The sequence below is a fragment of the Streptomyces sp. NPDC101165 genome (assembly GCF_044768135.1).
In the GTDB taxonomy this organism is placed as follows: domain Bacteria; phylum Actinomycetota; class Actinomycetes; order Streptomycetales; family Streptomycetaceae; genus Streptomyces.
This window is the reverse complement of the sequence record NZ_JBIWPG010000018.1, coordinates 1-22,680: the sequence shown is the minus strand read 5'-3', so window position 1 is coordinate 22,680 and position 22,680 is coordinate 1. Positions and strand designations below refer to the sequence as shown.

Annotated in this window: 19 protein-coding genes, 2 tRNA genes and 3 pseudogenes; 9 read left to right on the top strand and 15 right to left on the bottom strand. The window is 68.9% G+C overall.

The window, feature by feature from the left end; all coding sequences use genetic code 11:
* Nucleotides 1-75: 75 nt before the first annotated feature.
* Together ACIRVH_RS32810 and ACIRVH_RS32805 are read right to left on the bottom strand one after the other, a co-directional pair.
* Nucleotides 76-1,404 carry a diacylglycerol/lipid kinase family protein gene (locus ACIRVH_RS32810; RefSeq protein WP_403960776.1) on the bottom strand — a complete coding sequence of 443 codons (1,329 nt, stop codon included), beginning with the start codon at nt 1,402-1,404 and terminating at the stop codon, nt 76-78.
* 319 nt (nt 1,405-1,723) lie between these two features.
* Nucleotides 1,724-1,927, bottom strand: a complete 204-nt coding sequence (locus ACIRVH_RS32805; protein ID WP_403960773.1) for a hypothetical protein — start codon at nt 1,925-1,927, stop codon at nt 1,724-1,726.
* A gap of 265 nt (nt 1,928-2,192) precedes the next feature.
* On the opposite strand from ACIRVH_RS32805, the pseudogene ACIRVH_RS32800 reads away from it, so the two are divergent.
* The 3 genes and pseudogenes from ACIRVH_RS32800 to ACIRVH_RS32790 form a co-directional block, all read left to right on the top strand.
* Nucleotides 2,193-3,155 (top strand): annotated as a pseudogene (locus ACIRVH_RS32800) (MBL fold metallo-hydrolase); the annotation flags it as partial.
* A pseudogene (locus tag ACIRVH_RS32795) lies at nt 3,127-3,297 on the top strand (alkyl sulfatase dimerization domain-containing protein); the annotation flags it as partial. The pseudogenes ACIRVH_RS32800 and ACIRVH_RS32795, both read left to right, overlap by 29 nt.
* The gene (locus tag ACIRVH_RS32790; RefSeq protein ID WP_403961209.1) at nt 3,228-3,758 is read left to right on the top strand and encodes an alkyl sulfatase C-terminal domain-containing protein; all 531 of its coding nucleotides are present in this window, start codon (nt 3,228-3,230) and stop codon (nt 3,756-3,758) included. The pseudogene ACIRVH_RS32795 and the gene ACIRVH_RS32790, both read left to right, overlap by 70 nt.
* A gap of 602 nt (nt 3,759-4,360) precedes the next feature.
* Here ACIRVH_RS32790 and ACIRVH_RS32785 read toward each other — a convergent pair.
* Nucleotides 4,361-4,543 (bottom strand): hypothetical protein, encoded by a 183-nt coding sequence (locus ACIRVH_RS32785; RefSeq protein ID WP_403960770.1) that lies wholly within the window; start codon nt 4,541-4,543, stop codon nt 4,361-4,363.
* 535 nt (nt 4,544-5,078) lie between these two features.
* Here ACIRVH_RS32785 and ACIRVH_RS32780 point away from each other — a divergent pair.
* Nucleotides 5,079-5,330: a hypothetical protein gene (locus tag ACIRVH_RS32780; RefSeq protein ID WP_403960767.1), complete on the top strand. Its 252-nt coding sequence runs from the start codon at nt 5,079-5,081 to the stop codon at nt 5,328-5,330.
* Here the strand turns inward: ACIRVH_RS32780 and ACIRVH_RS32775 are convergent.
* The 6 genes and pseudogenes from ACIRVH_RS32775 to ACIRVH_RS32750 form a co-directional block, all read right to left on the bottom strand.
* Entirely contained in the window at nt 5,307-5,528 is a 222-nt protein-coding gene (locus tag ACIRVH_RS32775) for a hypothetical protein (RefSeq protein WP_403960764.1), read from the bottom strand. The genes ACIRVH_RS32780 and ACIRVH_RS32775 overlap by 24 nt on opposite strands.
* A complete protein-coding gene (locus tag ACIRVH_RS32770; protein WP_403960761.1) occupies nt 5,525-6,094 on the bottom strand; it encodes a hypothetical protein in 570 nt (189 codons plus the stop codon). The genes ACIRVH_RS32775 and ACIRVH_RS32770 overlap by 4 nt, the downstream gene beginning before the upstream one ends.
* Before the next feature lie 19 nt (nt 6,095-6,113).
* The gene (locus tag ACIRVH_RS32765; RefSeq protein ID WP_403960758.1) at nt 6,114-8,102 is read right to left on the bottom strand and encodes an ABC transporter ATP-binding protein; all 1,989 of its coding nucleotides are present in this window, start codon (nt 8,100-8,102) and stop codon (nt 6,114-6,116) included.
* Between the two features lie 817 nt (nt 8,103-8,919).
* Nucleotides 8,920-8,992, bottom strand: a tRNA-Pro gene (locus ACIRVH_RS32760).
* Between the two features lies 1 nt (nt 8,993).
* Nucleotides 8,994-9,067, bottom strand: a tRNA-Thr gene (locus tag ACIRVH_RS32755).
* Nucleotides 9,068-9,094: 27 nt separating this feature from the next.
* Nucleotides 9,095-9,241: pseudogene (locus ACIRVH_RS32750) on the bottom strand (IS5/IS1182 family transposase); the annotation flags it as partial.
* 401 nt (nt 9,242-9,642) lie between these two features.
* Here ACIRVH_RS32750 and ACIRVH_RS32745 point away from each other — a divergent pair.
* From ACIRVH_RS32745 to ACIRVH_RS32735, 3 genes are read left to right on the top strand one after another with little or no spacing between them, the layout of a single operon-like run.
* Complete coding sequence (locus tag ACIRVH_RS32745) at nt 9,643-10,020, top strand: CU044_2847 family protein (protein ID WP_403960755.1); 378 nt, start codon at nt 9,643-9,645, stop codon at nt 10,018-10,020.
* Between the two features lie 19 nt (nt 10,021-10,039).
* A complete protein-coding gene (locus ACIRVH_RS32740) occupies nt 10,040-14,233 on the top strand; it encodes a trypsin-like peptidase domain-containing protein (RefSeq protein WP_403960752.1) in 4,194 nt (1,397 codons plus the stop codon).
* Nucleotides 14,215-14,757: an LppP/LprE family lipoprotein gene (locus ACIRVH_RS32735; RefSeq protein ID WP_403960749.1), complete on the top strand. Its 543-nt coding sequence runs from the start codon at nt 14,215-14,217 to the stop codon at nt 14,755-14,757. Before ACIRVH_RS32740 ends, ACIRVH_RS32735 begins: the two co-directional genes overlap by 19 nt.
* A gap of 131 nt (nt 14,758-14,888) precedes the next feature.
* Here the strand turns inward: ACIRVH_RS32735 and ACIRVH_RS32730 are convergent, their stop codons facing one another.
* Genes ACIRVH_RS32730 through ACIRVH_RS32710 form a run of 5 tightly spaced genes read right to left on the bottom strand, consistent with a single transcriptional unit; the run spans nt 14,889 to nt 20,317 of the window.
* Nucleotides 14,889-15,908 carry a histidinol-phosphate transaminase gene (locus ACIRVH_RS32730; protein ID WP_403960747.1) on the bottom strand — a complete coding sequence of 340 codons (1,020 nt, stop codon included), beginning with the start codon at nt 15,906-15,908 and terminating at the stop codon, nt 14,889-14,891.
* 3 nt (nt 15,909-15,911) lie between these two features.
* The gene (locus ACIRVH_RS32725; protein ID WP_403960744.1) at nt 15,912-16,931 is read right to left on the bottom strand and encodes a 3-oxoacyl-ACP synthase III family protein; all 1,020 of its coding nucleotides are present in this window, start codon (nt 16,929-16,931) and stop codon (nt 15,912-15,914) included.
* Nucleotides 16,928-17,563, bottom strand: coding sequence for an SRPBCC family protein (locus ACIRVH_RS32720; RefSeq protein ID WP_403960742.1), 636 nt, complete (start codon nt 17,561-17,563; stop codon nt 16,928-16,930). Before ACIRVH_RS32720 ends, ACIRVH_RS32725 begins: the two co-directional genes overlap by 4 nt.
* Nucleotides 17,553-19,325, bottom strand: coding sequence for a thiamine pyrophosphate-binding protein (locus tag ACIRVH_RS32715; RefSeq protein ID WP_403960739.1), 1,773 nt, complete (start codon nt 19,323-19,325; stop codon nt 17,553-17,555). Before ACIRVH_RS32715 ends, ACIRVH_RS32720 begins: the two co-directional genes overlap by 11 nt.
* Entirely contained in the window at nt 19,322-20,317 is a 996-nt protein-coding gene (locus ACIRVH_RS32710) for a GlxA family transcriptional regulator (protein ID WP_403961206.1), read from the bottom strand. Before ACIRVH_RS32710 ends, ACIRVH_RS32715 begins: the two co-directional genes overlap by 4 nt.
* A 514-nt stretch (nt 20,318-20,831) precedes the next feature.
* Here ACIRVH_RS32710 and ACIRVH_RS32705 point away from each other — a divergent pair.
* The gene (locus ACIRVH_RS32705; RefSeq protein WP_403960737.1) at nt 20,832-20,987 is read left to right on the top strand and encodes a hypothetical protein; all 156 of its coding nucleotides are present in this window, start codon (nt 20,832-20,834) and stop codon (nt 20,985-20,987) included.
* A gap of 228 nt (nt 20,988-21,215) precedes the next feature.
* The gene (locus tag ACIRVH_RS32700) at nt 21,216-21,926 is read left to right on the top strand and encodes a hypothetical protein (protein WP_403960734.1); all 711 of its coding nucleotides are present in this window, start codon (nt 21,216-21,218) and stop codon (nt 21,924-21,926) included.
* 121 nt (nt 21,927-22,047) lie between these two features.
* On the opposite strand, the gene ACIRVH_RS32695 is transcribed toward ACIRVH_RS32700, so the two are convergent.
* Nucleotides 22,048-22,296 carry an SCO4226 family nickel-binding protein gene (locus ACIRVH_RS32695; protein WP_403960731.1) on the bottom strand — a complete coding sequence of 83 codons (249 nt, stop codon included), beginning with the start codon at nt 22,294-22,296 and terminating at the stop codon, nt 22,048-22,050.
* Nucleotides 22,297-22,680 lie beyond the last annotated feature (384 nt).

The window sequence follows — 22,680 nt, the reverse complement described above, 5'->3', positions numbered from 1 at the left end:
GTCCGGGCCGACAGTTCTCGGTCCAGGCCGGCCGCGTCGGCAAGGCTGGTCGCATGCTGGAAAATGGTTCTCACCTCATGACCTCAGAGCCTCGCGGCGACCGCTGGCCAAGCGCCGCAGCCTTGCCCAGTTCGCCGGAGGTTCCGGCTCGGGGATGCCCGGGCGGCCGCGTGGCACCCGAACGCGCAGCGCGCCTGGCCAGATCGTGGAGGTCACCGGCGTCGACAGGGTCACCGCCTCGCCGTCGACGCCGACCGGAATCTGCGCGACATCGGCGGTGATCTCGATCTGTTGCGTGGTCAGCTCCGTGACCCCCTCGGCGCTGCTGCCGCGGAGCAGATCGATGGCCTGACCGGCGGTGCGCACCCTGACACCGATCACGCCGAGCACGCCGCCATCCAGACGTGCACGGCGGCCAAGGCCAGCGATGTCATCGGTGCGATACGGATTGTTGGACACCAGCAGCGCTTGCGGCGCCTCGATCTGTGTGCCATTCACCTGTGCTGTCAGCCGTGCTCCGCGGTGTCCTTGCAGCAGGTCCGGAAGCAGGTCCAGCGTCGTGCCCATCTTGTCGCCACGGTAGGCCGGGCTCTCCACGACCTGGGCGTAGGCGCCGAAGGAGGCGTTGTTGACGAACGGCTGCCCGTTGATCAACCCCAGGTCGACCCGCAACTCCACACCGTCGGCCAGGGCGCCAAGGCAGGAGGCCGGGTCCTCCCGGTTCAGCCCCAGGTCCAGGGCGAAGTGATTGCGGGTGCCCGCGCTGATCACCACGAACGGTAGGCCGTGCTCGGCTGCGATGCCCGCTACGAGTGCCTGGGTGCCGTCACCGCCGGCCACCCCCAGCAGATCAGCGCCGTTGGCCACCGCCTGCCGAGCCACCGCGGCCACGTCGGTCGGCCCGTCCAAGACGAACACCTCGGCGCCAAGGGCTTCGGCCTTGCGCTTGAGGTCGAATTTCTCGACCTTCCCGCCGCCCGACTTCGGGTTCATGATCAGGTACGGATGCCGGGCCGGTGGCTGCGCCGGATACTCGGGCATGCGCCAGTCCGGCTGGTCCCCCTTCAGCGCCTGGCGCGCGGTCAGGCTCGCGAGGAGCCAGACTCCCGCCGACACGATGGCCACCCACAGCACGCCGCTGACCGCGAAAATGACGACCACCGCGATCGGCACCAGGACGAAGACCCCAAGCGACAGCCACCGCACGATGCCTCGCCGGGAGAGGAAGAAGTAGGCTGCCGCCACGCTCGCGATCGCGGCAACCAGGCCAACGGCGAACATGGCCAGGCTCTTCAGCTCGGCGAAGACCACCACGATCACGATAGCCAGGCCTGCCAGCACGAAGCTGAGCCGCGCTAGCCACCGCTGGGCGGATGTACCCCGTGCGATCGCTGCAGACGTCATGGTCTTAGCGTTGCATGCCGACGGCTCCGGCACCTCACCCAATCCGACTCGACGAAGAGCACCCGCTGATGCTATTCGCGCAGGTGAGCTGGCATTTCTCGCAGGTTGGAAGGGCAGGACGGGGCGGGGGTCGAACCGTGGATGTCCCACCCAACAGGCGAACGCCGGCGCATCCGACCGCGGCCGCCGTGACGCTCGTGCCATTCGGGTCGCCATAACCAGTACGAGCCCGGCGACGCAGCCCAGTGCGGTGCGGGCCTGCCACCTGCGACGTCCTCGCCCTGGTCGTCCTGTACTTCGCTGTCAGCAACACGTGCGCTCAGGCGCCGCGTCGGCGGAGTTCCTCGTCGACGGCTTGCCGCTTGTTGCGCCAGCCGCGTGCGGCCTTGGGGTTGCGGCCCAGCCCCCGAGCCTCCGCCTGTCGCTGTCGCTGATCGGCGAAAGCCCAACGTTCGACGAGCTGCTCGACGGTCAGGCCCGGCAGGTCGGCATCCCAGTTGTCGTACAACTTCCAACGGCTCATGGAAGCAGATTGCCGCGTAGAGACCTGACCACGCGAAGTATTTCGGCGACGGGTCTACAGACCGCTTGACGACTGCGCCCGCAACGCCACGTGTCCTGCGGCGATGTCCCTCCGTGGGCCCTCGACGCGGGGGCTGGTCCGTGACTGGCCCGGATCTTGATGGACCGGACTCCTGAGCGCGAGCGTCGCTCCTGGGTCCGGGTCTACCCAACCCCACGGTGTGGCTGCGTGCGTCTCCAGGGCGGCTGAATACGATCTCAACGGTATGCCCCGGCCCATCTGGGTGCTGGAGAACCTGGGCGGGTGGTCGGTGAGCAGCATCGTCATCGAAGGCGCCGACGGGTTGGTCGTCTACGACACGGGAATCAGCCGGGAGCAAGGAGAGCTCATCGCTGCCGAGATCGCGCGGCTCTCGGACAAACCGGTGCGGGCCGTCGTCTACTCCCATCACCACGCGGATCACTGCCAGGGAACCGACGCGATCGTGTCCCCTGAGGCAGTGGCCAACGGCGAGGTCGAGGTCATCGCGTGGTCGAGCTTCCCTCGCGAGTACGCCGACGAGAATCGGGTCGTGGGGCCCATCATGGGCATCCGCGTTGCCTATATGTCCGGCGCCCTGCTCCCACCCGAAGATCTCCCGTACACCGGGCTCGGTGGTCGGTTCATCGGTGGGAGCGTGGGAACCTTCATCGAGCCGACCACGCTCATCGACAGCGAGACCGACTTCGACATCGCCGGCGTCCGGTTCACCCTGTTCCTCACCGGCGGGGAGGCCGCCAGCGAGATCGGCATGTATCTGCCGGACTATCGCACGGCGCTGATCGCGGACGAGGTCTACATCTCGCTTCCCAACCTCTACACCCTCCGCGGCGCCAAGTTCCGGGACGCGATGCGCTGGGCAGCGGCGAGCGAGAAGGTGCTGGCCCGGGAAGTCGACCTGCTCCTGGGGTGCCACATGCCGCCGCTGGAAGGGCGCGAGCAGATCGAGGAGGTCCTGGGGGTCTACCAGGATGCGATCCAGTACAACCACGACCAAGCGGTGCGGCACATCCTGCGCGGCGCCACAGCCGAGGAGCTCCGGACAGGTCTCGTCGAGCTGCCCGGCCATCTGGACCTCGACCCGTTCACCCGGGAGATGTACGGCAGTGCCGCCAACAACGCTGCGGCGCAGATGACCGGCTACCTGGGGTGGTTCGGCGGTGACGCCACCGAGTTGGCGCCGCTGCCGCGCGCCGAACGGGTCAGCACGAGCAGCGCTCGACGACGGCGACGGCCAGTGGTGCGCAGAGCTGGCCGGCCTGTGCGTCAGCGCCGACACCGAGGACCGCGAGGCCCGCCGGCTCAAGGCCGCGGGTCTGCGCCTCCTCGGCTACGCCGAGCACAACGCACCGCGCCGCAACTTCTACCTCACCGGCGCGCTGGAGCTCGAAGGGCCTTCGACCCCGCGGTCGTCAGCGGTCTCGCCCGCAAGACGCTCACGTCGTCCTCGACACCGCTTCTCGGGCTTCTCGACTCCTTCCGCTACAACGTCGTACCGAGCAGCGCCGGGAGGCAGCGTCTCGTCGTCGACGTGGTGCTCAGCGACAGTGGTGAACGCGCCCGGCTGGAGCTCCGCCACAGCGTGCTCCGGGTCGACAAGACCGCGGATGACCCCGACGCGACTCTGAGTCTCCCGAAGGACCGGTTCCTCGCGCTGGCCTCGGGGAGCACGACCTGGGACACGCTGCAGCAGGATGACGCGGTCGAGGTCGCGGGTGAGCCCGAGGTCCTCGCGAGGTTCCTCGCGTGCTTCGACCTGGCCCCGCCACGGGTGCAGCTCCACGTGCGGTGACGCGGGAGCGGGTCGCTGCGCCATTTGGCAGTCGCGCACAGCATCCCGCTTGCCCGGGGAGCCAGTAAATCTGCCGGTTGTACCTTCGCAGGTTCGAATCCTGACGCCGCCACACTGGGGAGTACCGGCCCTTGACCAGCAAGTTTGGTCAGGGGCCGGTCTCTTTTCCACCCACCTCCTGTGCCCGGTGTTCCCCGCTGTTCCCCTCTCGTTCTGGCGCGTTCGTGGCACGATGCGGGGACCTTGATCACGCGGTCGGCGTAGCGACTTTGGGCTGGAGTTTCAATGGCCGAGTCGAGGCGATGTGCGCCGCCCCACAGCGAGGACGGCGCCCGTACGAGGTCAGAACTTTGAGGTCTGGCCTCATCCTTATCAGGTCGATCACTGACACCCTGGAGGTCGGCGAGATCCGAGCTTGGCAGGGGTGTGGTGACCGCTGGGGGCCGCTCCCGTCCGGCCCGGTTCGCCGCTGTTGCTGTCTGTCCACATGGGCTGCCCAAAGGTCGGCGCCCGCCGGCCACGGCCGTTCCCCGTGACTCCCCGCTGGATCTGGCACGGGTGTGGCACGGGCAGGCTCGTGCTGCCGCGCCAATGCGGCCCCATCAGTGGTCGATGATGCCGCCCAGGATGAAGAAGAGTGCGCCTTGCGCAAGGCCGATCACAAGGTCAGTGAGGCTCATGAGGGCGAGTGCACCGAAGATGATCAGGAAGATCACCACAAGTATCCGCCTCGGGCGGATACTGGGCGCGTGCAGCCTGCCCTGTGCCGGGTCTTCTTCAGTCACGAGAAGCTCAGATACGGAGTTCCGCGAGCACTGGGTTAGCCCTGCCCCAAATGGGCCCCACGACGACCGCCAGACGTGCCTGCCGTCGGCCTTGACGTATCGGCCGTCCGGCATGAGGCGGACGCCTCGCGGGCGGGTGAGCGACGGGCGGCTGTGAGGGAGCGGGGGCGTCGAGGACCTGATCGGATCGCAAGTCGCACACCAGCAGCCGGCGCTGAGGAGACATCACGAAACTTATATTTCAATGGATATGGCGATCATGCGGGTTGAGTCGCTACTTTGAGCATGAGGAGCAGGACGTCGGCAACGAGGACCGTCGAAGGAGCTGCTGACTCACAAACTGCCCGAGGAGTTGCCTCGGGGACCGGTCAACGACCAAGGGTGGTCGTGTGACGCATGGTGAGCTGTCCACTCGGGGGGCATGCGGGCCGGTACATATGAGTCCTGACGCTAGGTCTCAGCAGGCCATCGAAAGGTGGTCGAGCTGAGGCTGCCTCGCTGATGGTCGACCACCCTTACTGAAAGGGCTCGACCAGTGCGTGTCTCCCCGTTCGTCGTCAGAGCGGTGCTCGTGATTCTGGCGTTCATCTCATCTCTCCTCGTCGGTGTTGTCGCGGGTGTTCTCTCCCACGCGAACGGCACCCGGGTGCCGGGTGCCGTGCTGTACGGCGGCGGGGCCTTTGTGGGCTGGATGACGCTTAGCCTCATGGCTCTGGAAGCTCTGGGCTGGCTCGACGTCGGCAACTCTGGAGGTTCATCCACCTCACGCCAGAACGTAGGTAGCTGACGTGCGGATATTGCGGTCGTTACGCAGAGCTCCACCACCCGACCACGTGCGCGGCGTGAGCAGGCCAGCCGTGTTCAGACGAGCTGCGACGGAGCAGAAGCCGTCCGACGCGGACAGCTCGACGTCGGCGAAGGGTCGCCATCCCGACGGGACGGTGCCGATTGTCCTGTCGGGGGTGACGTTTTCGGCGGCGGTCACGTCCAACGGCGCACCCTTGCGGACCACTTCGAGGCTAGTTGTTGAGGGCGTAGCCGCTCGCCACGGTGAAAGCGGTGGTGACTGCGTCGGTGGCGAGCGGGGGGCCGGTAGGTCTGCCACGTCGAGGTGTTCGCGTTCCAGCGTTCGAGGACGCCGTCGACGTCCCGGTACTGCCCGTCGTAGGCGCCGGGGAAGTTGGTTCCCCATCCGTGCGGGATGATCCCGCCGCACGAGGCGGTGTACGGCGGCGGTCGGCGCGCGCTCGACCATGTGATGCCGCCAGTGCTGGCTCGGCGGTGGGCTCCTTCGAGTATGTCGGCCTGGAGCCACGGTGAGCTGGCGGAGCTGCCGATGCGGGCATTGGGCAAGTGCCGGGTGGGGATGATGTCATCGGCGTACGCGGAATGCACGGGCACTTCGGGGGCGAATGCGTGACGGGGCACCCTGCGCAGGGTGGCCACAACAGCGGCGGTGCGGATATGGCCGGCCGCGAGGAGCCGGTCGGCGAGCCGGTGCCGCTGTGTGCCGGGATCGTGGTGCTGGGCGGTGGTGCGAGGAGTCGTCACACTGGGCCTTTCGAGCGGGTCATGCGGGATCTGCGACGGTGGGGGAGCCGGGGCGGGGGATGGTGCCGGCGGGGGCGTACTGGGCGGCCTGTGCGTCGAACATCGAGGCGTAGCGCCTTTGGGCGGCCATGAGTTCGTCGTGGCTGCCGTCCTCGACGAGCCTTCCGTGGTGCAGGACGTAGATGCGGTCGGCGTGGCGGACGCCGGACATGCGGTGGGTGACCAGGACCACGGCGCGGTTGGGGGCGGCGAGCCGGCGGATGCGGTCGAAAGCTGCGATCTCGGCTTCCGGGTCGAGGGCGGAAGTGGGCTCGTCCACGATGAGCACGCTGTCGGCATCCGAGGTGGAGCTGCGCCAGTGGGTTCGAGCGAGCCCGATCTTCTGCCACTCGCCGCCGGAGAGTTCGCTGGCACCGCGGAACATCCTGGCGAGCAGGCTTCGAAGGCCGTCGGGAAGTTTCGAGATGACCGGTCCGGCACCCGCGTAGTCGACGGACGGCTGCAGGTCCTCGGGTTCGGCTTCCTGGGTCGGCCGGCCGATCCGGATGTTCAACGCCGCTGTCACAGGCCAGCGTTGAAAGTCCTGGGTGAGCAGCGCGACGCGGTCGAAAACTTCGGAGCGGTCGAGGGAAGCGACGTCGGCATCACCCCACAACACGGTCCCGCTCTGCGGCAGCAGCAGGCCCGACAGCACCTTCATCAAAGTGCTCTTGCCGGAGCCGTTCTCGCCCACCACGGCGGTGACCGAGCCCATGGGCAGCGTGAGTGAGACCCCGTTCAGGGCGGGAGTTTCCCGGTCCGGGTAGCGGTAGCTGACCTGGTCGAGGACGACCTGCCCCACCCGGGGCGGAACAGGATCGCCCCCGCTGGGAATGGTGCGCCGTGCCGCCTCGTCCAGGAACCGGGCGTGGTCGCGGACGTAGAGGGACTCCTCGTGCAGCTGGTTCACGTTCATCACCAGCGCGCCCAGGCTCGCCGAGCCGGACCGGACGGCGATGACGGCCGTCCCGGCCACGGCCAGACTCATGTGCCCGCTCATGATCAGCAAGAACATGGCCGCGTACGTCGCCGCCATGGCGAGGCCGGACAGTGCGGCAGCCACCCACTCGGTGACGGCTTTGCTGGAGGCCAGCCGCTCCTGCTCGGCCTCGGCGCTCTCGGCCATACGCTCGTAGCGGCTGAGGAGGAACGGCCCGACGGCGTGGATGCGCACTTCCTGTGCGGCGGTCCGCTCCGTGAGCAGGTTGCCGATCAGGCGGCTGGCCCGCACGTGCTCGATCCAGCTCATCACCGACACGTACCGTTCCTGCGCCACCCGCATCGCACCCCAGCCGCGCGGCGCCGCGATCAGGATCAACATCGGCAGGAGGACCGGGTGGAGGATGGTGAGGACGCCGGCCGTGGAGATCAGGGAGATGCTCCCGTTCAGGGCGGCCACGCAAGCGCCGATCATGCGGCGGGCGGATCCGGCGCCGTACTGGGCGACATCGATCAGCCGCCGGAACTCCGGGTCCTCGATGGCCTCCAGCTCCACTGACGCGGCGGCGGCCAGGTACTGGGTCGTGGCGATCCGCTCGACCAACGGCTCCAGTCGGCCCGCCCGCGAGGTGGACCATCCGGCCAGGCCCGAGTTGACCACAGCTGTACCGGCGGCGGCGAGCAAGCCCGGCAGTACCGCCTGCAACCGCTGCCCAGGGGTGCCCGAGCCGAGCAGTGCGTGCATGACCGAGTTGACCGCGAGCAATCCGACGGCCGCGGCGATGCCCTGCCCGATCTCGCTGACGGCGACCGTGAGCAGAGCGCGGCGGTCCGCCTGCAAAGCCATCCGCAAGGTCGCCCCGACCAGCCGGGGCATGGAGCGCAGAGCCGACATCATCGTCAAGTCGAGTCGGGCACGCTCGTGTTCCGACCAGCCGAAGTCGTAGCGCAAAGGACCGCCGAAAAGCTCCTGTTCTGCGTCGGAGACCTCCGGCTCGGCCATCTGCACGCGTCCGAAGAACCGCTTCACAGGGCGCCTCCCGGGCCGGACCAGCTCAGCGCCGGGAGAGTCGGCGTGGGCAGCCGCCGCGCCGTTGTGGTCGTGCTCATCCGCGCGGGGGTCCTGCAGCTGGACTCGTCGCGGTTCGGGGACTCTTCGTCCTGTGGGAGGTTGTCGGGAGTCGATTGTGCTTGTGGATCGGCCGAGGTCAACGCGGTCCCCCTTGACGGTTGTGCGGCTCGTTCGTATGGGTCAACGAATCAGCCGGAATTTCGAACACATGTGTTTCGGTCGTATCGGTAACCCCGCAATTGAGCGCGCGCCGGAGCGTGCGGGCTGCATCGACCCTTGCGGTGGAAGGGCCCTGTGCTGGAGCGGTGGTGGCCAAAACGCCGAGTGTGCTGCTGTTCCGGTGCCCGTGACCGGGGCGCGATCTGGTCGAAGCGTGCGAGCAGAGCGCCGGACTGCAGGGACGGCCCCCAACCCTTCGTCCCAGCTACACCGGCAGTGAGGATTCTGACCACAAGGGCGCGGTGTTCTTCGTCAAGTTGCCGGCCTGGAACGTCGTGCAGCCCCGTCCCAGGAACTCTCTTCCGCGGCGGGGCTGTGTCGCACACTGGGTAATGGACCCATCAGGGCGCAGAATCGGAGAATGCAGGGCTTCTGCATCACCAGCCCCTCAGGCGGGGAGGTACACAGATGCCACAGACGACGCGTATCAGGCCCTACTTCGAACTTCGCATTGGCGGCTTCCGCGTCACTTCTGATCGGATTCCCGTGCGGGTCGTAGCGTTCCTGTCCAGCGCAGTGACCGGCGTCGCTGCGCTCCTATGGAGACGCTGATCGGTCGGGACGGAAGGAGTCGAACCTTCGACTCCCCGCTCCCCAAGCGGCTGCTCTCCCGGCTGAACTACGTCCCGGAGCCTCCGGCGCGACTCGAACGCGCGACGCCCGACTTACGAGGTCGGTGCTCTGGCCAACTGAGCTACGGAGGCTTGGATGTCGCGCGGGGAGGGTCCGAGGGACAAGTCCACCAGACCCTTTTCGTCCAGGAGTTGGAGAACCTTCTGGTGCAGCCGGCCCCGTACCCCGGCTCTGGACCAGATCAGGAATCGACGATGGGCAGTCGACTTCGACGCGCCGAAACACGGCGGCAGTGCCCGCCAGGAACGATCCAACCCCGCCGCCCACTTCCCATGCCCCACTCAATTACCAACAGGCCATGTAGGACACGGCCTTAGCGGCCAGGCAGGGGTGGGGCGGGGGAGGAGGGCCCGGCGGAAGTCCACGTGCTGGTGCGCGGCCTCGCCCTTCGCGGGGTCGGCGGCGATGTCGTGTACGTCGATGTCCATGTCCAGGGGACGGTCTCGGAGTCCGGGAGGGGCACGACCGCATCGCGAGGGATTCCGGCCTCCTCGCACAGTTCGCGCAGGGCGGCACCGGACGGTGTGCAGATTCGGGTGAACGTTCGCACCATGACCCGTAGGGGTGAAGCCTGAATCTTCACCGGATACGGTTTCCGCTCTCCTTGTAGCGTCACCGCATCGTGGCGCGAGGGGGGAGAGAGCCGGTGCCCGAACTGCTGAGAGTGCCGCTGGAGAGCGGTGGTTCTGTGCTGGTCGAGGTCGGCGATGGCGCGCAGGCCGTGGTCAGGGTCGCCCGACCCGGCCGAACGGTGCCCGAGGCGTCTCAGACGCTGGAGCGAGGGCTCGACAGCGTGCGCGAGGCGGCGCACACGGTGCTCGCCAGGATGGCGGACCTGCCGCGCAGGCCGGACAGGATCTCGCTGGAGCTCGGGCTGAAGCTGTCGGCCGAGGCGGGCGTCTTTCTCGCCAGAACCGCCGGTGAGGGGTCGCTCACTCTCACCCTGGAGTGGGACCGGCAGCAGCCGGAAACGGTGGCGGTCACCGGTGCCGTCGCCGCGCGCGACGGCGCCGTGACGGACTGAGGGCGCGGGGAGTCCAACGGTGCCCGGACCCGTACCCAATCCCGGAATCGCACGCCTGTGGTCGCCCGGGGCCTGCGCCGCACCGGCGGGCGCCGGTTTTCTGGCCGGACCGAGGACGGTGCTCACCTGTGCGCACGTCGTGTCGGCCGTGGCCGGCAAGCCGGAACAGAGCCCACTGCCGGCCGGGCTCTGCGTCGATCTCGACTTCCCGCTCGCCGGACGGCGGCCGCGGCGGCAGACCGCCCGGCTCGTCACCCACCTGCCGGTCGCGCCGGACGGCTCAGGCGACATCGCCGTCCTCGCGCTCGACGAGGACCCACCGGCCGGCGCCGAGCCCGTGCGCCTGCTGGACGTGGAGACGGTGCGCGGTCACCCGTTCCGGGCCTTCGGCTTCCCGGACGGCGACGACGAGGGCGTCTGGTCGCTCGGCGCCATCGTCGACGACCGCGGCCGGGGCTGGCTGCAATGCGAGTCCACCGGTGCCTGCGAGATCCGGCAGGGCTTCAGCGGCACACCGCTGTGGGACGAGCGGTTCATGGGTGCGGTCGGCATGGTCGTCGCCACCGACGGCCGGTTCGCCCAGCGGGCGGCCTATGCCATCGCCGCCGACGTCCTGTTCGAGGTACACCCGGAACTGCGGCGCCTCTCCGCGCTGCCGTCGCCCTTCCGGGGGCTGGAGTCGTTCGGGGAACAGGACGCCGACCAGTACTTCGGGCGGTCCGAGCAGATCAGGTCGCTGACCGAGACGGTCACCACGTCGTCGGTCGTCCCGGTCATCGGGGTGTCCGGAGTCGGCAAGTCGTCCCTGATCCATGCCGGTCTCGTCCCCGAGCTGCGCAGACGGGGCGACTGCAGCATCGCCTCGCTGGTCCCGGAACCCGCCCTGGAGGCGGAGGTCATGCTCGCTTCCGCCCTGCTGCCGTTGCTGGGCGCACCGGACGAGGCGACGCAGCCGCTCGACCGGCTCGAACAAGTCGAACGGCTCGCCCGACGGCTGCGCGGGAAAGGGGCGGCGCCGGTCGTCAGGGAGCTCCTCGACCACTCCGGGACCACCCAACTCGTCGTGATCGTCGACCAGTTCGAAGGCCTGTTCCGCTGCTCGCCGGAGGCCGCCGACGCCCTGGTCGATCAACTGGTGGGCATGACCCGGTGGCGCGGCGCGGACGGCGGCCCGCTGGTGCGGCTCGTCTTCGCGCTGCGCCTGGACTTCCTGAAGGCCATGCGGCGCTTCCCCTCGCTGGAGCGGGTGTGCGAGGAGTCACCCGTGCTCGTGGACCGGCTGACCGAGGAGCAGCTTCGGGACGTGGTGCTGTCCCCGGTCGCCTCCTATCACGGGGCCGTACGGTTCGAGGACCGGCTCGCCGAGCGGCTCCTCACGGACGGGGGCCGGAGCCCCGGCGCACTGCCCCTTCTCGAGTTCACCCTCACCCTGCTGTGGGAACGGCACAGCCAGGGCGTCCTCACCCACGCCGCCTACGAGGAGATGGGGCACGTAGCGGGCGCCCTCGCCACCCACGCCGAGCGGGTCGTCAAGGAGCGCCTGGGCGATTTGGACGCAGCCGTACGGCGGCTGTTCGTGCAGCTCGTCCGCCCGGGCCACGGGGACCTCGACCACCTGGTCGACACCGGACGCACCGCGCGCCGCCCGGAGCTGCCTCCCGACTGCTGGAAGGCCGCCCAGCTCCTGGCCGGGCACCGTCTGGTGCTCCTCGACCGCGCGGCCGACGGCGTGGAGACGGTGTCGCTCGCCCATGAGGCGCTGCTCGAGCACTGGCCCGCACTGCGCACCTGGGTCGACGCCGACCGGGACTTCCGTGGCTGGCAGGAACATCTGCGCGAGCGGATGGCGCGCTGGCGGCAGAACGGCCACGATCACGCCCTGCTGATGCGGGGCTCGGAGCTGAAGGGCGCCCGGGAGTGGCTGCGCGACCGGCCGGAGGACATCCCCGAGGGAGAACGCGCCTACCTGCGGGAGAGCCTGGAGTGGCGGCGGCGCAGGCGCTCCCGCAAGGCCGCCGTGTCGACCGCAGCGGTGACGGCGATGTGCACCCTGGCCGGGGTCGGGCTGTCCTCGGTGAGCGAGAGCAAGGCCGCCGAACTCTCCGCCGCCCTCGTCCAGCAGGCACAGCGGCAGGCGGACACCCGTCAGGAGACGGCCGCGCTGCTGTCCGTGGCCGCCTGGCGCACCGCGCCCACGCAGCAGGCGCGCGACAACCTCTTCGCCCGCTATCTGGCCGACGTTCCGTACGACGCCGTGCTGCCCGCCGGCGGGCAGGTCGCGGAGACGGCACTGGACGACTCGGGCCGGATCGTCGCCGTACGGACCGAGGCAGACCGGCTGTCGGTGTGGCGAGTCGGGCCGGCCGGCGGACCGTCGCTCCTGCTGCGCCTGGACGGCGTCTCGGCCGTCGCCGTCAGCCCCGACGGCACCCGGCTCGCCCTGGGCGGCGACGGCAACCGGGTCGGGATCCGGGATCTGCGCCGAGGCCGTACGCTGCAGACCCTGCGCACGGCGTCGAGCAGCTCGTCCACCACCCAGACCCTCGACGAACTGCGCTTCGACCACACGGGGCGCCGCCTGCTGACGCATCCCCAGGACGACGACACGGCCCAGGTGTGGGACCTCGACCGGCCCACGGCACGGCCGGTTGCCCTGGAACCCCTCAGTGATCGCGCGCTCGGCGGATTCGCGTTCGACGCGGACGGCACACACGTCGTGGCCACCGCCCCGATCGGCCAGGGCGCCTGGGACGCGCGCACCGGCCGCCTGACGGCCCACCCCGACATCGCCGACACCGCCTTCGGCCCCGGCCCCCGGCCCGTCGCCGCACGGTGCGTCGACGGCGAGTGGAAGCTGTCCGACGTCGCCGCCCGGCCCCGGTCACATCTCTTCCAGGGCCTGCCGTGCACCGCGGCCGGCGAACTGGCCGGTGTCTCGGACCAGGTCGTCCTGACACATGAGGACACAGCGGTGACCGTGTACGACGCAGGCACGGGACAGCAGCTCTCGGTCCTGCCCCAGGGCGGCCCCAAGGACCGCTACACCTACTCCGTGGCCGCTGTGGGCCGCCGCATCGCGTTCGCCCGCGGCACGGAAGTCCTGGTCACCACCGCCCCCGCGCCCGGGACGCTCTCCACCGAGGACATGTACAACTGGGGCGACACCGGCACCACCGGCGTGGAGGAGGCCGCACGCTTCTCCCCCTCCGGCCGCTATCTGGTGACACTGGGCGTCGACAGCCCCCTCGCGCTCTGGGATCCGGCGACCGGGCGACGGATCGCCGCAAGCAAGGACGGGACGCCCGGTCTGCTCGCCGTCGACGCAGCCGAGAGAACGCTCGCCCTGAAAGGCACGGCGGACGACTCGGTGACGCTCTACAGCCTGCCCTCGCTCAAGGTTCGCCGACAGGTGCGCCTCGCCAGGCCACCCGGGGCGGGGCCCACGGACGAGGAGGCGGTCGCCATGGGCTTCACCAGAACCCGCCTGGTGACCATGGTGGGGGGCGAGGTCGCGCAGTGGGACGTCACGACCGGCCGCCAGGTCGGCGGCACTCTGCTGTTCCGGGACGGCTCGACGGTCGACCGGAGCCGGTACGCCGGCAGTCTGGCGGCCGACCCGACGTCCGAGCGGATAGCGGTGACGACTCCCGACCGGCGTGGCGTGGAGGTATGGGACCTGCGCGGCCGACGGCGGGTCTCCGTCGTCGTACCCGGCTTCCACGTACCGCTCGCCGACCGCGACGCCGTCAGTTTCAGCGGGGACGGCCGGAGTCTGCTGCTGATCGGCGAGGACGGGAGCGCGGAGGTCTGGGATGTCCGGGGCGGCGGCCGCAGGACGTCCGTCCCCGCCGACGACGGACGCACCACGGCCTTTCTGGCTGCCTCTGACGAGACCGTCAGCGTACGGCCAGGGGTGGTGGAGCGCTGGGGACCCGACGGGCTCGTGGCCCAGACCCGTATGCCGGCGGCGGCCCAGGTTCAGACCGTCGTGCCGTCGCCCGACGGCAAGCGCCTGTTGCTGAGCATGCCGGTGCGCACGGCCCAGGGGACACGGGTGGCCTTCCAGCTCAGACCGGCATCCACCCGCGCCTGGGCCGCCGGGCTCTGCGCACGGGTCACACGCGACATCTCACAGGAGGATCTGACCACGGTGAGGTACGGAATGCTGGAGCGCGTCCTGGTGGGGGTGACGGCATGCGACGACCGGCAGTGACCGCGGCGGTCGCGGCAGCGCTGTGCCTGGTGCCGGTGACGGCGTGCGGGTCGTCGGGCGACCAGGGGCGGCCGGACCGGAGCCCGTCCGTGTCCGTGTGGGGCACCCACGGGGCCGGGCAGCCCTCCGACGACGCGAAGGAACCCTTCGATGCCGACCGGGCGGTGCTCCGTATCAAGCGCCTGCACTACACGGCCGACACAAGCCTCGCCACGCTGAAGAAGCTGCGCGGCCCCCTGCGCGCCATCCACGCCTATTGCACCGGCACCCAGGACGGTCACTGCGTCGCCGTCTTCTTCTTCCACGGCAACGACTACGCGGGCTACGACGCGAACGGTGTCAACACCTCGACGATCGTGCGTCAGGACGGCACGGCCGTCACCCTCTCCTATCCCGTGTTCCTGCCGACGGACCCGATGTGTTGCCACACCGGCGGTGAGCGCGAGTACCGGGCGCGCTGGCAGAACGGCAAGGTCGTCTTCACACCCCCCTTGCCGGAGAACCCCAACTATCCGGACACATGATTCGGGAACTCGTACCGGGCATCCGCGACAGGGGACCGTGAGCGGGCTCAGCGGACGGCAGGACGCCCGCTGAGCCCGAGTTGGCTCATGGGAAGGCCTCTGGCCCGTCCCGGCCAACGCAGTGAAGTACTTCAGGCTCGTGCCGCATGCTGGGGCACGAGCAGCTCCGCCAGCGCGGCAAGCACGGTGTCGTTGGCCTTCCTGCTGCCGACGGTGACCCGCAGTCCCTCGCCCGGGTAGTGCCGCGTCCGGACGCCGGCGATGGTGAGTGCCCTGGCGCCCTCGTCCACCGGATCGGGCGCGGCGAGCCAGACGGAATTGGCGTGGCCAGGGGGCACGTGCCAGCCCAGGCCGACGAGTTCGTGCCGGAGTCGTTCCCGTTCGGCGACGATGGTGTCCACCCGCAGGCGCAGCTCGCTGTCGGCCCGCAGCGAGGCCGTCACCGCCGCTGTCGCCACGGCGTTGATCCCGAATGGCAGTTGTTGCCGGCGGATCCGCTCCACCAGGTCGGGGGCGCCGAGTCCGTATCCGACCCGCAGGGCAGCGAGGCCGTAGGCCTTGGAGAAGGTGCGCAGGACCAGCACGTTGGGGTGCGCGCGCAGGAGCGCGAGCGGGTCCGGCAGGTCGGTGTCACGGGCGAACTCCACATACGCTTCGTCGAGGAGCACGATGACGTGCCGGGGGACCCGCTGCAGGAACGCCGACAGGGCGTCGGCGGTGACCAGGCTCCCGGTGGGGTTGTGCGGACTGCACACCACCACGACGCGGGTGCGATGGTCGACCGCGGCCAGCAGGGCGCCCAGATCCTGGTGTCCGTCCGGCGACAGGGGTACGGGAACGGGCCGAGCGCCGACCATGGTGGCCAGCAGGGGGTACGCGTCGAAGCTGCGCCAGGCGTAGACCATCGCATCGCCGCGTTGGACGACCGCCCGAAGCAACTGCAGGGCCACGCCCACCGATCCGCTCCCCACCACGACATGGTCGGGGGGCAACCGGCACCATGCGGCGATCCGCTCGGTGAGGTCGTCGGGGTAGAACTGCGGGTACCGGTGAGCCTCCGAGACGGCCCGTTCCATCGCCGTACGCACTGCGGGCAGTGGAGGGTACGGGCTTTCGTTCAGGGCCAGTCGGTGCAGCACGGGAACGCCCATCGGTCATCCCCGCCCGCCGCGCCAGCGGATGGCGGCGGCACCGGCGAAGTCGCCCGCGTGCGCGAATCCCGCCAGTACCACCAGGTCACCGTCCTTCACCCGACCCGAGCGGATCGCGCGGTTCAGGGTGACCGGGATGGCCGCTCCGAAGAGGTTCCCGTACTGGTCGAAGGTGTTCAGGTGCCGTTCGGCCGGCAGTTGCAGCGCCTCTTGCCAGTTCCGCAGGAAGGTGCGGTTCGGTTGGTTGGTGATGAGGACGTCGATGTCGCCGGTCGCCACGCCGAGCCGTCGGCACAGGTCCGTGACGGCCTCCGGGACAAGGCGGTTGCCGCGAGCCAGGACCCTGGCGACGCTGGAGTCGGTGAATCCGATCCGCAACTGGGACTCTCCCGGCTCCCAGTACTTGCGGCCGTCGTCGACCGCCACAGTCATCTCCCCGGCATACTCACCGATGTGCCGGGTCTCCACGTCGAGGACCGGGGTGTCGGCCGATGTCGTCACGTACCCGACGCCGCAGCCGTCGCCCGGAATTGCCGCCTGGGCGAGCCTGCGCACCTCGGACTGCGTGAACCACTGGCCTGCGGCGCTCTGAGCGTTGCAGATCAGCGCGGTCTTCGCGTCGGTGGTGGTGAGGATCTGCCGGGCCAGCTTCAGCATGTATATGAAGGAGGCGCAGCCCGCGTTGGCCACGTCGACGAGCCACTCCGGGTTCAGGCCCAACCGGCGTGCCACCTCGGTGCCCGCGCCCACGAACGGCAGGTCCGGCAGCTGGCTGTGCACCAACAGCACGTCGACGCCCCGGATCGCGGCCCTGCCGTGCCGTTCGATCAGCGGTTGAACCGCACGCTCGATCATGTCTGCGTTGGTCTCGTCCGGGGCCACGTGGTGCCGTGACGGCGGGACCTTGAACATGGGATGGTTGCGGAGCTTGTCCTCGGCCCCTGGGTAGTCGGTGTAGAACTCGGCGGGGACCGGTTCGCCGGGGAGGTAACCTGCGACGTCGGTGAGACTGACCGTGGTCATCGCGGTACCGCCGTCGTCGGAGCCACGCTGATGGGCAGGCCGTTGCGGTGGCGGTGTTCCAGAATGGCCTTGAGGTTGTTCATCTCCACCGTGTGCCCCGCGTAGAACAGGTCCCAGTAGTCGCCCACCCAGGGCCGGTCCGGGCGGGGCGACATGTCGGGGTGCGGGTTGGTGTCGTAGTAGGGGTGCCGGCAATTGGTCCAAGTGATCACCGATCCCGGCTTGTCGAGCACCAGGCGGGCCGGTACGACGCGCATCAGGTAGATCATCCACAGCTTCTCGCCCTGGTCCCAGGAGCAGTGGTAGTCCACGGTCATGGCCTCGGGGTTGGCGGCCACCCTGCAGTAGATCCTGGTGTCGTCCTCGAGGCGGTCGTGGCCGACCCACAGCCCCGGTGTGCCGGTGGGGGCGAAGTCCCGCAGGCTGCAGGTCCACTCCTCCAGGTGGTGGCCCTGGCGGAGGTAGTCGTAGGCCTGCTCCGGGGGGCAGTCGACGTACTCGTGGATGGTGCAGTACTGCCCGTAGACCTGATGGTGGGGGTAGACGGAGTGGGTGAGCTCCATGCAGTGGGCGGTCAGCTCCTCCTTGCCAGGGTTCTCGATCCGGATCAGGCCGGGGATGTCAGCCAACATGGACGACTCCTCGCTCATCTGAATTCTCCTTGCTGCCGGGGCGTTCAGTGCTGTCGGTGGCTGGGGCGAAGGACTGGAAGGGAAGGAACGGAGGGATCTCCCTCGGGTCGCAGTCCACTGCGACGAACGCGGGGCCGCCGCTCGTGTTGCTGCGCAGCAGCGCCCTGCGCAACTGCGCCGCGTCGTCGGCTCCGGTGACGTCGAGGGACGGGAAGGCGGCGGCCACTCCGGCGGCGAGGTCGGTCCGGCCGAACAGGTCGTCGCTGCGTATGCCGCCCTGGAGGAACTCCTCACGCACCGCGCACATGGCGTGGGCGTTGTTGTTGAAGATCACGAACGTCACGGGTGCGTCGTACTCCACGGCGGTGTGCACTTCCATCCCGTGCATGAAGAAGGACCCGTCGCCGGCGAGTACATAGGTGCGTCGCCCGGTGGCGAGCGCGGCGCCGATGCCTGCACCGAAGGTGTAGCCCATGCCGCCCATGCCGACCGCCACCACGAAGCGGCCGTGGCGCGGTGCGGGGAGGTGATGGACCGCGCTGGCACCTGCGTTGCCGGCGTCCACGAACACATGCGCACTCGAGGGAAGTGCCGCCTCCACCGCGGCGATTGCCTGGGTATAGGGGACGATTCGTCCGGGGGCCCGAGAAACCGGGTTCGGCATCGGCGCGGGGAGGGGACCGGCGTGCTGCGGGCAGTCGGGTGGGCGCGGCGGGAGCCGGCCGGTCACCGCGCGCAGCGCGTCCCGCAGGCCCCCGCGCAGTGCGGTGCCCGACACGAACGGCGGTTCGGGACCGAGGCACACGACTTCGGTGGCGGCCAGGGCCCGGTCGAGTCCGCCGCGTGCCAGGAGCGGCAGCCGGGTACCGACCAGCAGGCACACGTCTGCCCGCCGCAGACAGTCCTCTACGTTGGCATGACCCATCACCCCGGCTACGCCGGCGAACCGGGGATCACGGTTGTCGAAGACATCCTTGGCGTCGGGGGTGACCGCCACCCACGCCCCGAGGTTCCGGGCCAGTTCGGCCAGTTCCGCATGCGCATCCGCGGCGGCGACGCCTTCACCGGCGATGACGAGTACGCGATCGGCCTCGCGGAGGATGTTCGACACGGCGGTGAGAGTCGAGGCGTCGAGCCGTGGTGCCGACGGCGTCGGCATCGGTACGCCCGGTGTCGGCGCATTGCTGCGGCCGGGCAACCGGATCTGTGCCTGCTGTACGTCCTTGGGCAGCAGCAGTACCGCCGGCCCCGGTGGATCGGCCCGTGCCGCTGCCACCGCCTGGGGCAGCAACTCCATGAGCGAGTCCGCGTCCTCGACCCAGGCGCAGAACCGGGAGACCGGTGTGAAGACCTCCGCGACGTCGAAGGAGCCCCCCTTGCCGCTGGAGTCCTGGAACGCCCCGTGGCCTGCCTGGCCGGTCGGCGGCTGGCCCACGAGGGCCAGCACGGGGACCCGGGAGGCGTACGCTTCTGCCAGACCCGGTACCAGATTCATCGCACCGCCGCCGGATGTGGCGGCAACAACGCCTAGGCGCCTGGTGGTTCGGGCGTATCCGTCGGCCATCGTGGCTGCGGAGAACTCGTGCTTGGCGACGACGCAGCGGACGGTGCCCTCGCGGTGCACGGCGTCGTACAGGTCCTCGATGTTGGCGCCGCCGACGCCGAACACATGGGTGACGCCGGCCCTGGCTAGTTCTCCGGCCAGGTAGTCGACCAGGCGAACCGTTCCTGCCTCGGGTGTGTCCGAGGTCGGAGTGATCATGCGAGGCTCCTGTCCGTCTCATGGTGCTGGTCGATGAGGCCGGATGGCGTGATGACCTGAAACCGGTGCCGGTACTCCTTCGGGGTGAGCCCCAGGGTTCGTCCGAAGGAGCGGAAGAACGTCTCGGTGGCGGCGAATCCGCAGCGGCCTGCTATCTGGTTGATCGTCAGATCGGTGGTTTCCAGCAGCTCGCGCGCGCGGGCGATGCGCGTCCGCTCGATGTACTGGCCGGGCGTCGTACCCACCTCACGCCTGAAGACCCGGGCGAAATTCCGCAGGCTCATGTTGGCCTGCTGAGCGATCTCGGCCACGGGTAAGGGGTTGTGCAGGTTGTCCAGAATCCATTCCTGCGCGGTCCGAATCGGTGGATGGTCGGCCAACTGGGCGTCGAGGACGGCGCTGAACTGGGACTGCCCTCCGTGCCGCTTCAGGAAGAGCACCAGAAACCGCGCCGTCTCCAGCGCGAGCGCCGCACCGTGATCGGCCTCCACCAGGGCCAGCGCCATGTCGATCCCGGTCGACACGCCCGCTGAGGTCACAAAGGGGCCGTCCCAGACGAAGATCGGCTCGGCGTCCACCGTCACATCCGGATAGCGGCAGGCCATCGCCTCGCTGTACGCCCAGTGCGTGGTGGCGCGTCTGCCGTCCAGAAGGCCCGCCTCGGCCAGGAGGAAGGATCCGCCGCATACGGAGGCGACCCTGCGCGACCGGGCCGCTGCCCGGCCGATCCAGGAGACCAACACCCCGTCCCGGAGTGCTTCGCCGAGACTCCATCCGCCCGGCACGAGAAGCGTGTCGATGGGGCCGTGCCCCGCCTCCAGCGGTGAGGCTTCTACCGTCACTCCTGAACTCGTGCGCACCAGTGGTGCGTCGGCCGAGACCAGGTCGATCCGGTAGGGGGCGCTCGACGGGGCGAGGAGCCGGTTGGCCGTATCGAACACTTCAATCGGTCCGGTGATGTCCAGGGCCATTGCACCCGCGTACACCACCACAACTACACGTCGCTCAAACACGGTCACAGCCTGTATCGATCAACGCACTGGCTGCAATGACAGTTTATTGACGTATCCGGCCAACAGGCTGTCGCCGGACGGGGGAGCGGGGCGCTGGCCAGCCGGTTTGTGCGCGGGTGCCGACAATGGTGGGTGAGGCAACTCACAGGGGGCGACCCGGATGGTCTGGGCAAGCTACGGCCCTGAGTCGAGACCTGGATGGTCAAGGCCGTGGTCGGAGCGTGGCCTCCGGCGGGGGATCGGCGGGCACCGGGATCGAGGGGCGACCTGTCGTATCGTTCCTCGGCACCGTACGAACAAGGCGAGATCATGAGCAGGGCCATCGGGCGAAGACACGTGGCGGCCATGGCTTTATGGGCTTGAAGTCCTGCAAGGGATACAAGGCGGGCGCGGGTGCGATGAAGGTGTCGTACGACGACGTCGAAGCCACCAACGCTCCTTCGCAGGGGCGATGAAGGGGTCGCCTTCCGCCTCAAATGGGTTGTCGAGCCGCGTGGACGGCCTGAAGTACCCCGTCAGTGTGGCTGTCATCCGCCACGGGTCCACACTGGCGATCTACAAGGCCGTTTCCACCACTCCCCGGGCGCAGGCGAGCATCCCGAGCGATCTCGTCAACGCCCAGTCGAAAGTGCTGGACGCCGCCATGTGAACGGCAGGTCGACGTCTCACCAGGCCAACGTGCCCTCGCACGGGCGGTCTTCCGAACTGGTGCTCCAGGCCCCGGGCGGCGGCGCCGGGGGTGCTGCTCGCGCGCGATCGCGAGGATCGCTCTCGACGTGCTCTCACCGACGCGGAGGGGCAGGCTGGATGTAGGGCCTTGCCGACCCCTGCTTCGCTTACGTGACATGCATTTCGTCAAACGGGGTGAATGAATCCTATGACGGAAAAAGACGTACTTTCGGCTGTCATTTCACTTTTGGTGCCGCTGCTGACGGCTGCAATGGGCGCCCTGGGCATATTGCTCAAAGACCGCCGCATGGAAAAGAGTCGCGATCACCGGCTTCGACGTCAGCTCGAGTTCGGTCAGGCGGAGGTGCAATTTATTCATGCGTGGCTACAGGCCCGTCAACCGTTGGGCCCATTGGGACAAGAATCCCAATCTGCTCAAGAGTGGCTGGACAGATGCTACGCGGCGATTGAGTCCGCTCAAGCGGAGGTGTATCAGGCGGAGGTGGCGCCCCAGGAGCAACTGCCAGTCCTGCGTCGACTGCTCCTGCTCCGGTCGCTCCAGGGAATGTCTGCACAGATATGGCGGATCATTTACTATGCGGCGTTTCTGGGTGCCAATATTTATGTGGTCGCGATGGCCATAGGGTTTGTGCAATGGATCCGAGGGGTGCCGGGCGCATCTGGCTTGGTGGGCGGTGCCGCAATTCTCGCGATTATCGTGTGGCTGTGCGCATCAGCCGCTCGTGCTGCTGCTGTCCGCAGTGATAGAGAAGCCCGAAAGCCGGCAGCGTCGCCGCGCGATGGAGAAGCGCGGAGGCCAGCAGTGCCGCCGCGCTGGCCTCCGCATAACTTCGAGGGCTGGTCCCCCCGTGAAACGGAACAGTCTCAGCTGCGCCGCACGCCGCACGGCGATTCGTGAGAAACGGGCCTAGCGGCAAGAGCGGCACCGCTCCGGGGCCCGCCACCGGCCGTGACACTGTTGCTGTCGGCTTTGGGGTTCGGGCGGGGCGCCCCACATGCCTCCGTGCGGCCGCTTCGGGTCACACGGTCAGGGGGACCGGGTGGATCTCGTCGGCTCGGTGACCAGCGCGTTCATGGATGCGCTGGACCGCTTCAGCCGTGGGGGCCTCAGAGAGGCAGTAGACCGTGCCGGACTCCGGGTCCGCCCAGGCTTTCTCGAAGTGGACGCCTTCTTCCTTCTCGATGGCGAGGTCGGCCCTGTGGGCCTGCATCAGCTGGTCGGCCGTGATGCCGTTCATCCCGTGGTGGACATCCATGAACTGGGGCATGGTGTCGGGCCTCCTTCCGGCTCTCGCGTCCCGGCGAATTGCCGAATCGCGCTCGCCAGCTCCGTCATCTCCATCCTGTGCCCGTACGACCGTGACGGCGACCGTTCAGGCCCCGGCCGGCGGGTTCCCAGCAACGAGGATCTGTAATAACCGTAGCTGGAACGCACAGGTCAGAGTCTCGCCAGGCCGGCGCCCACTCGCATGCGCGATCTTCCAAACTTCGGCTCCCACCGCTGAGAGGATCGCTACCGCGGGAGCCTCGACGGAGATGAGGGGGGCCACGTGGCCGACTAGTACTCCAGCAGCGCTTTGACGTTTTCCCTGTTCAGGGGTGGTTTGGGTGAGTGTAGTGGGCTGATTGACGGCTCGTGTTCTCTTTCCCGG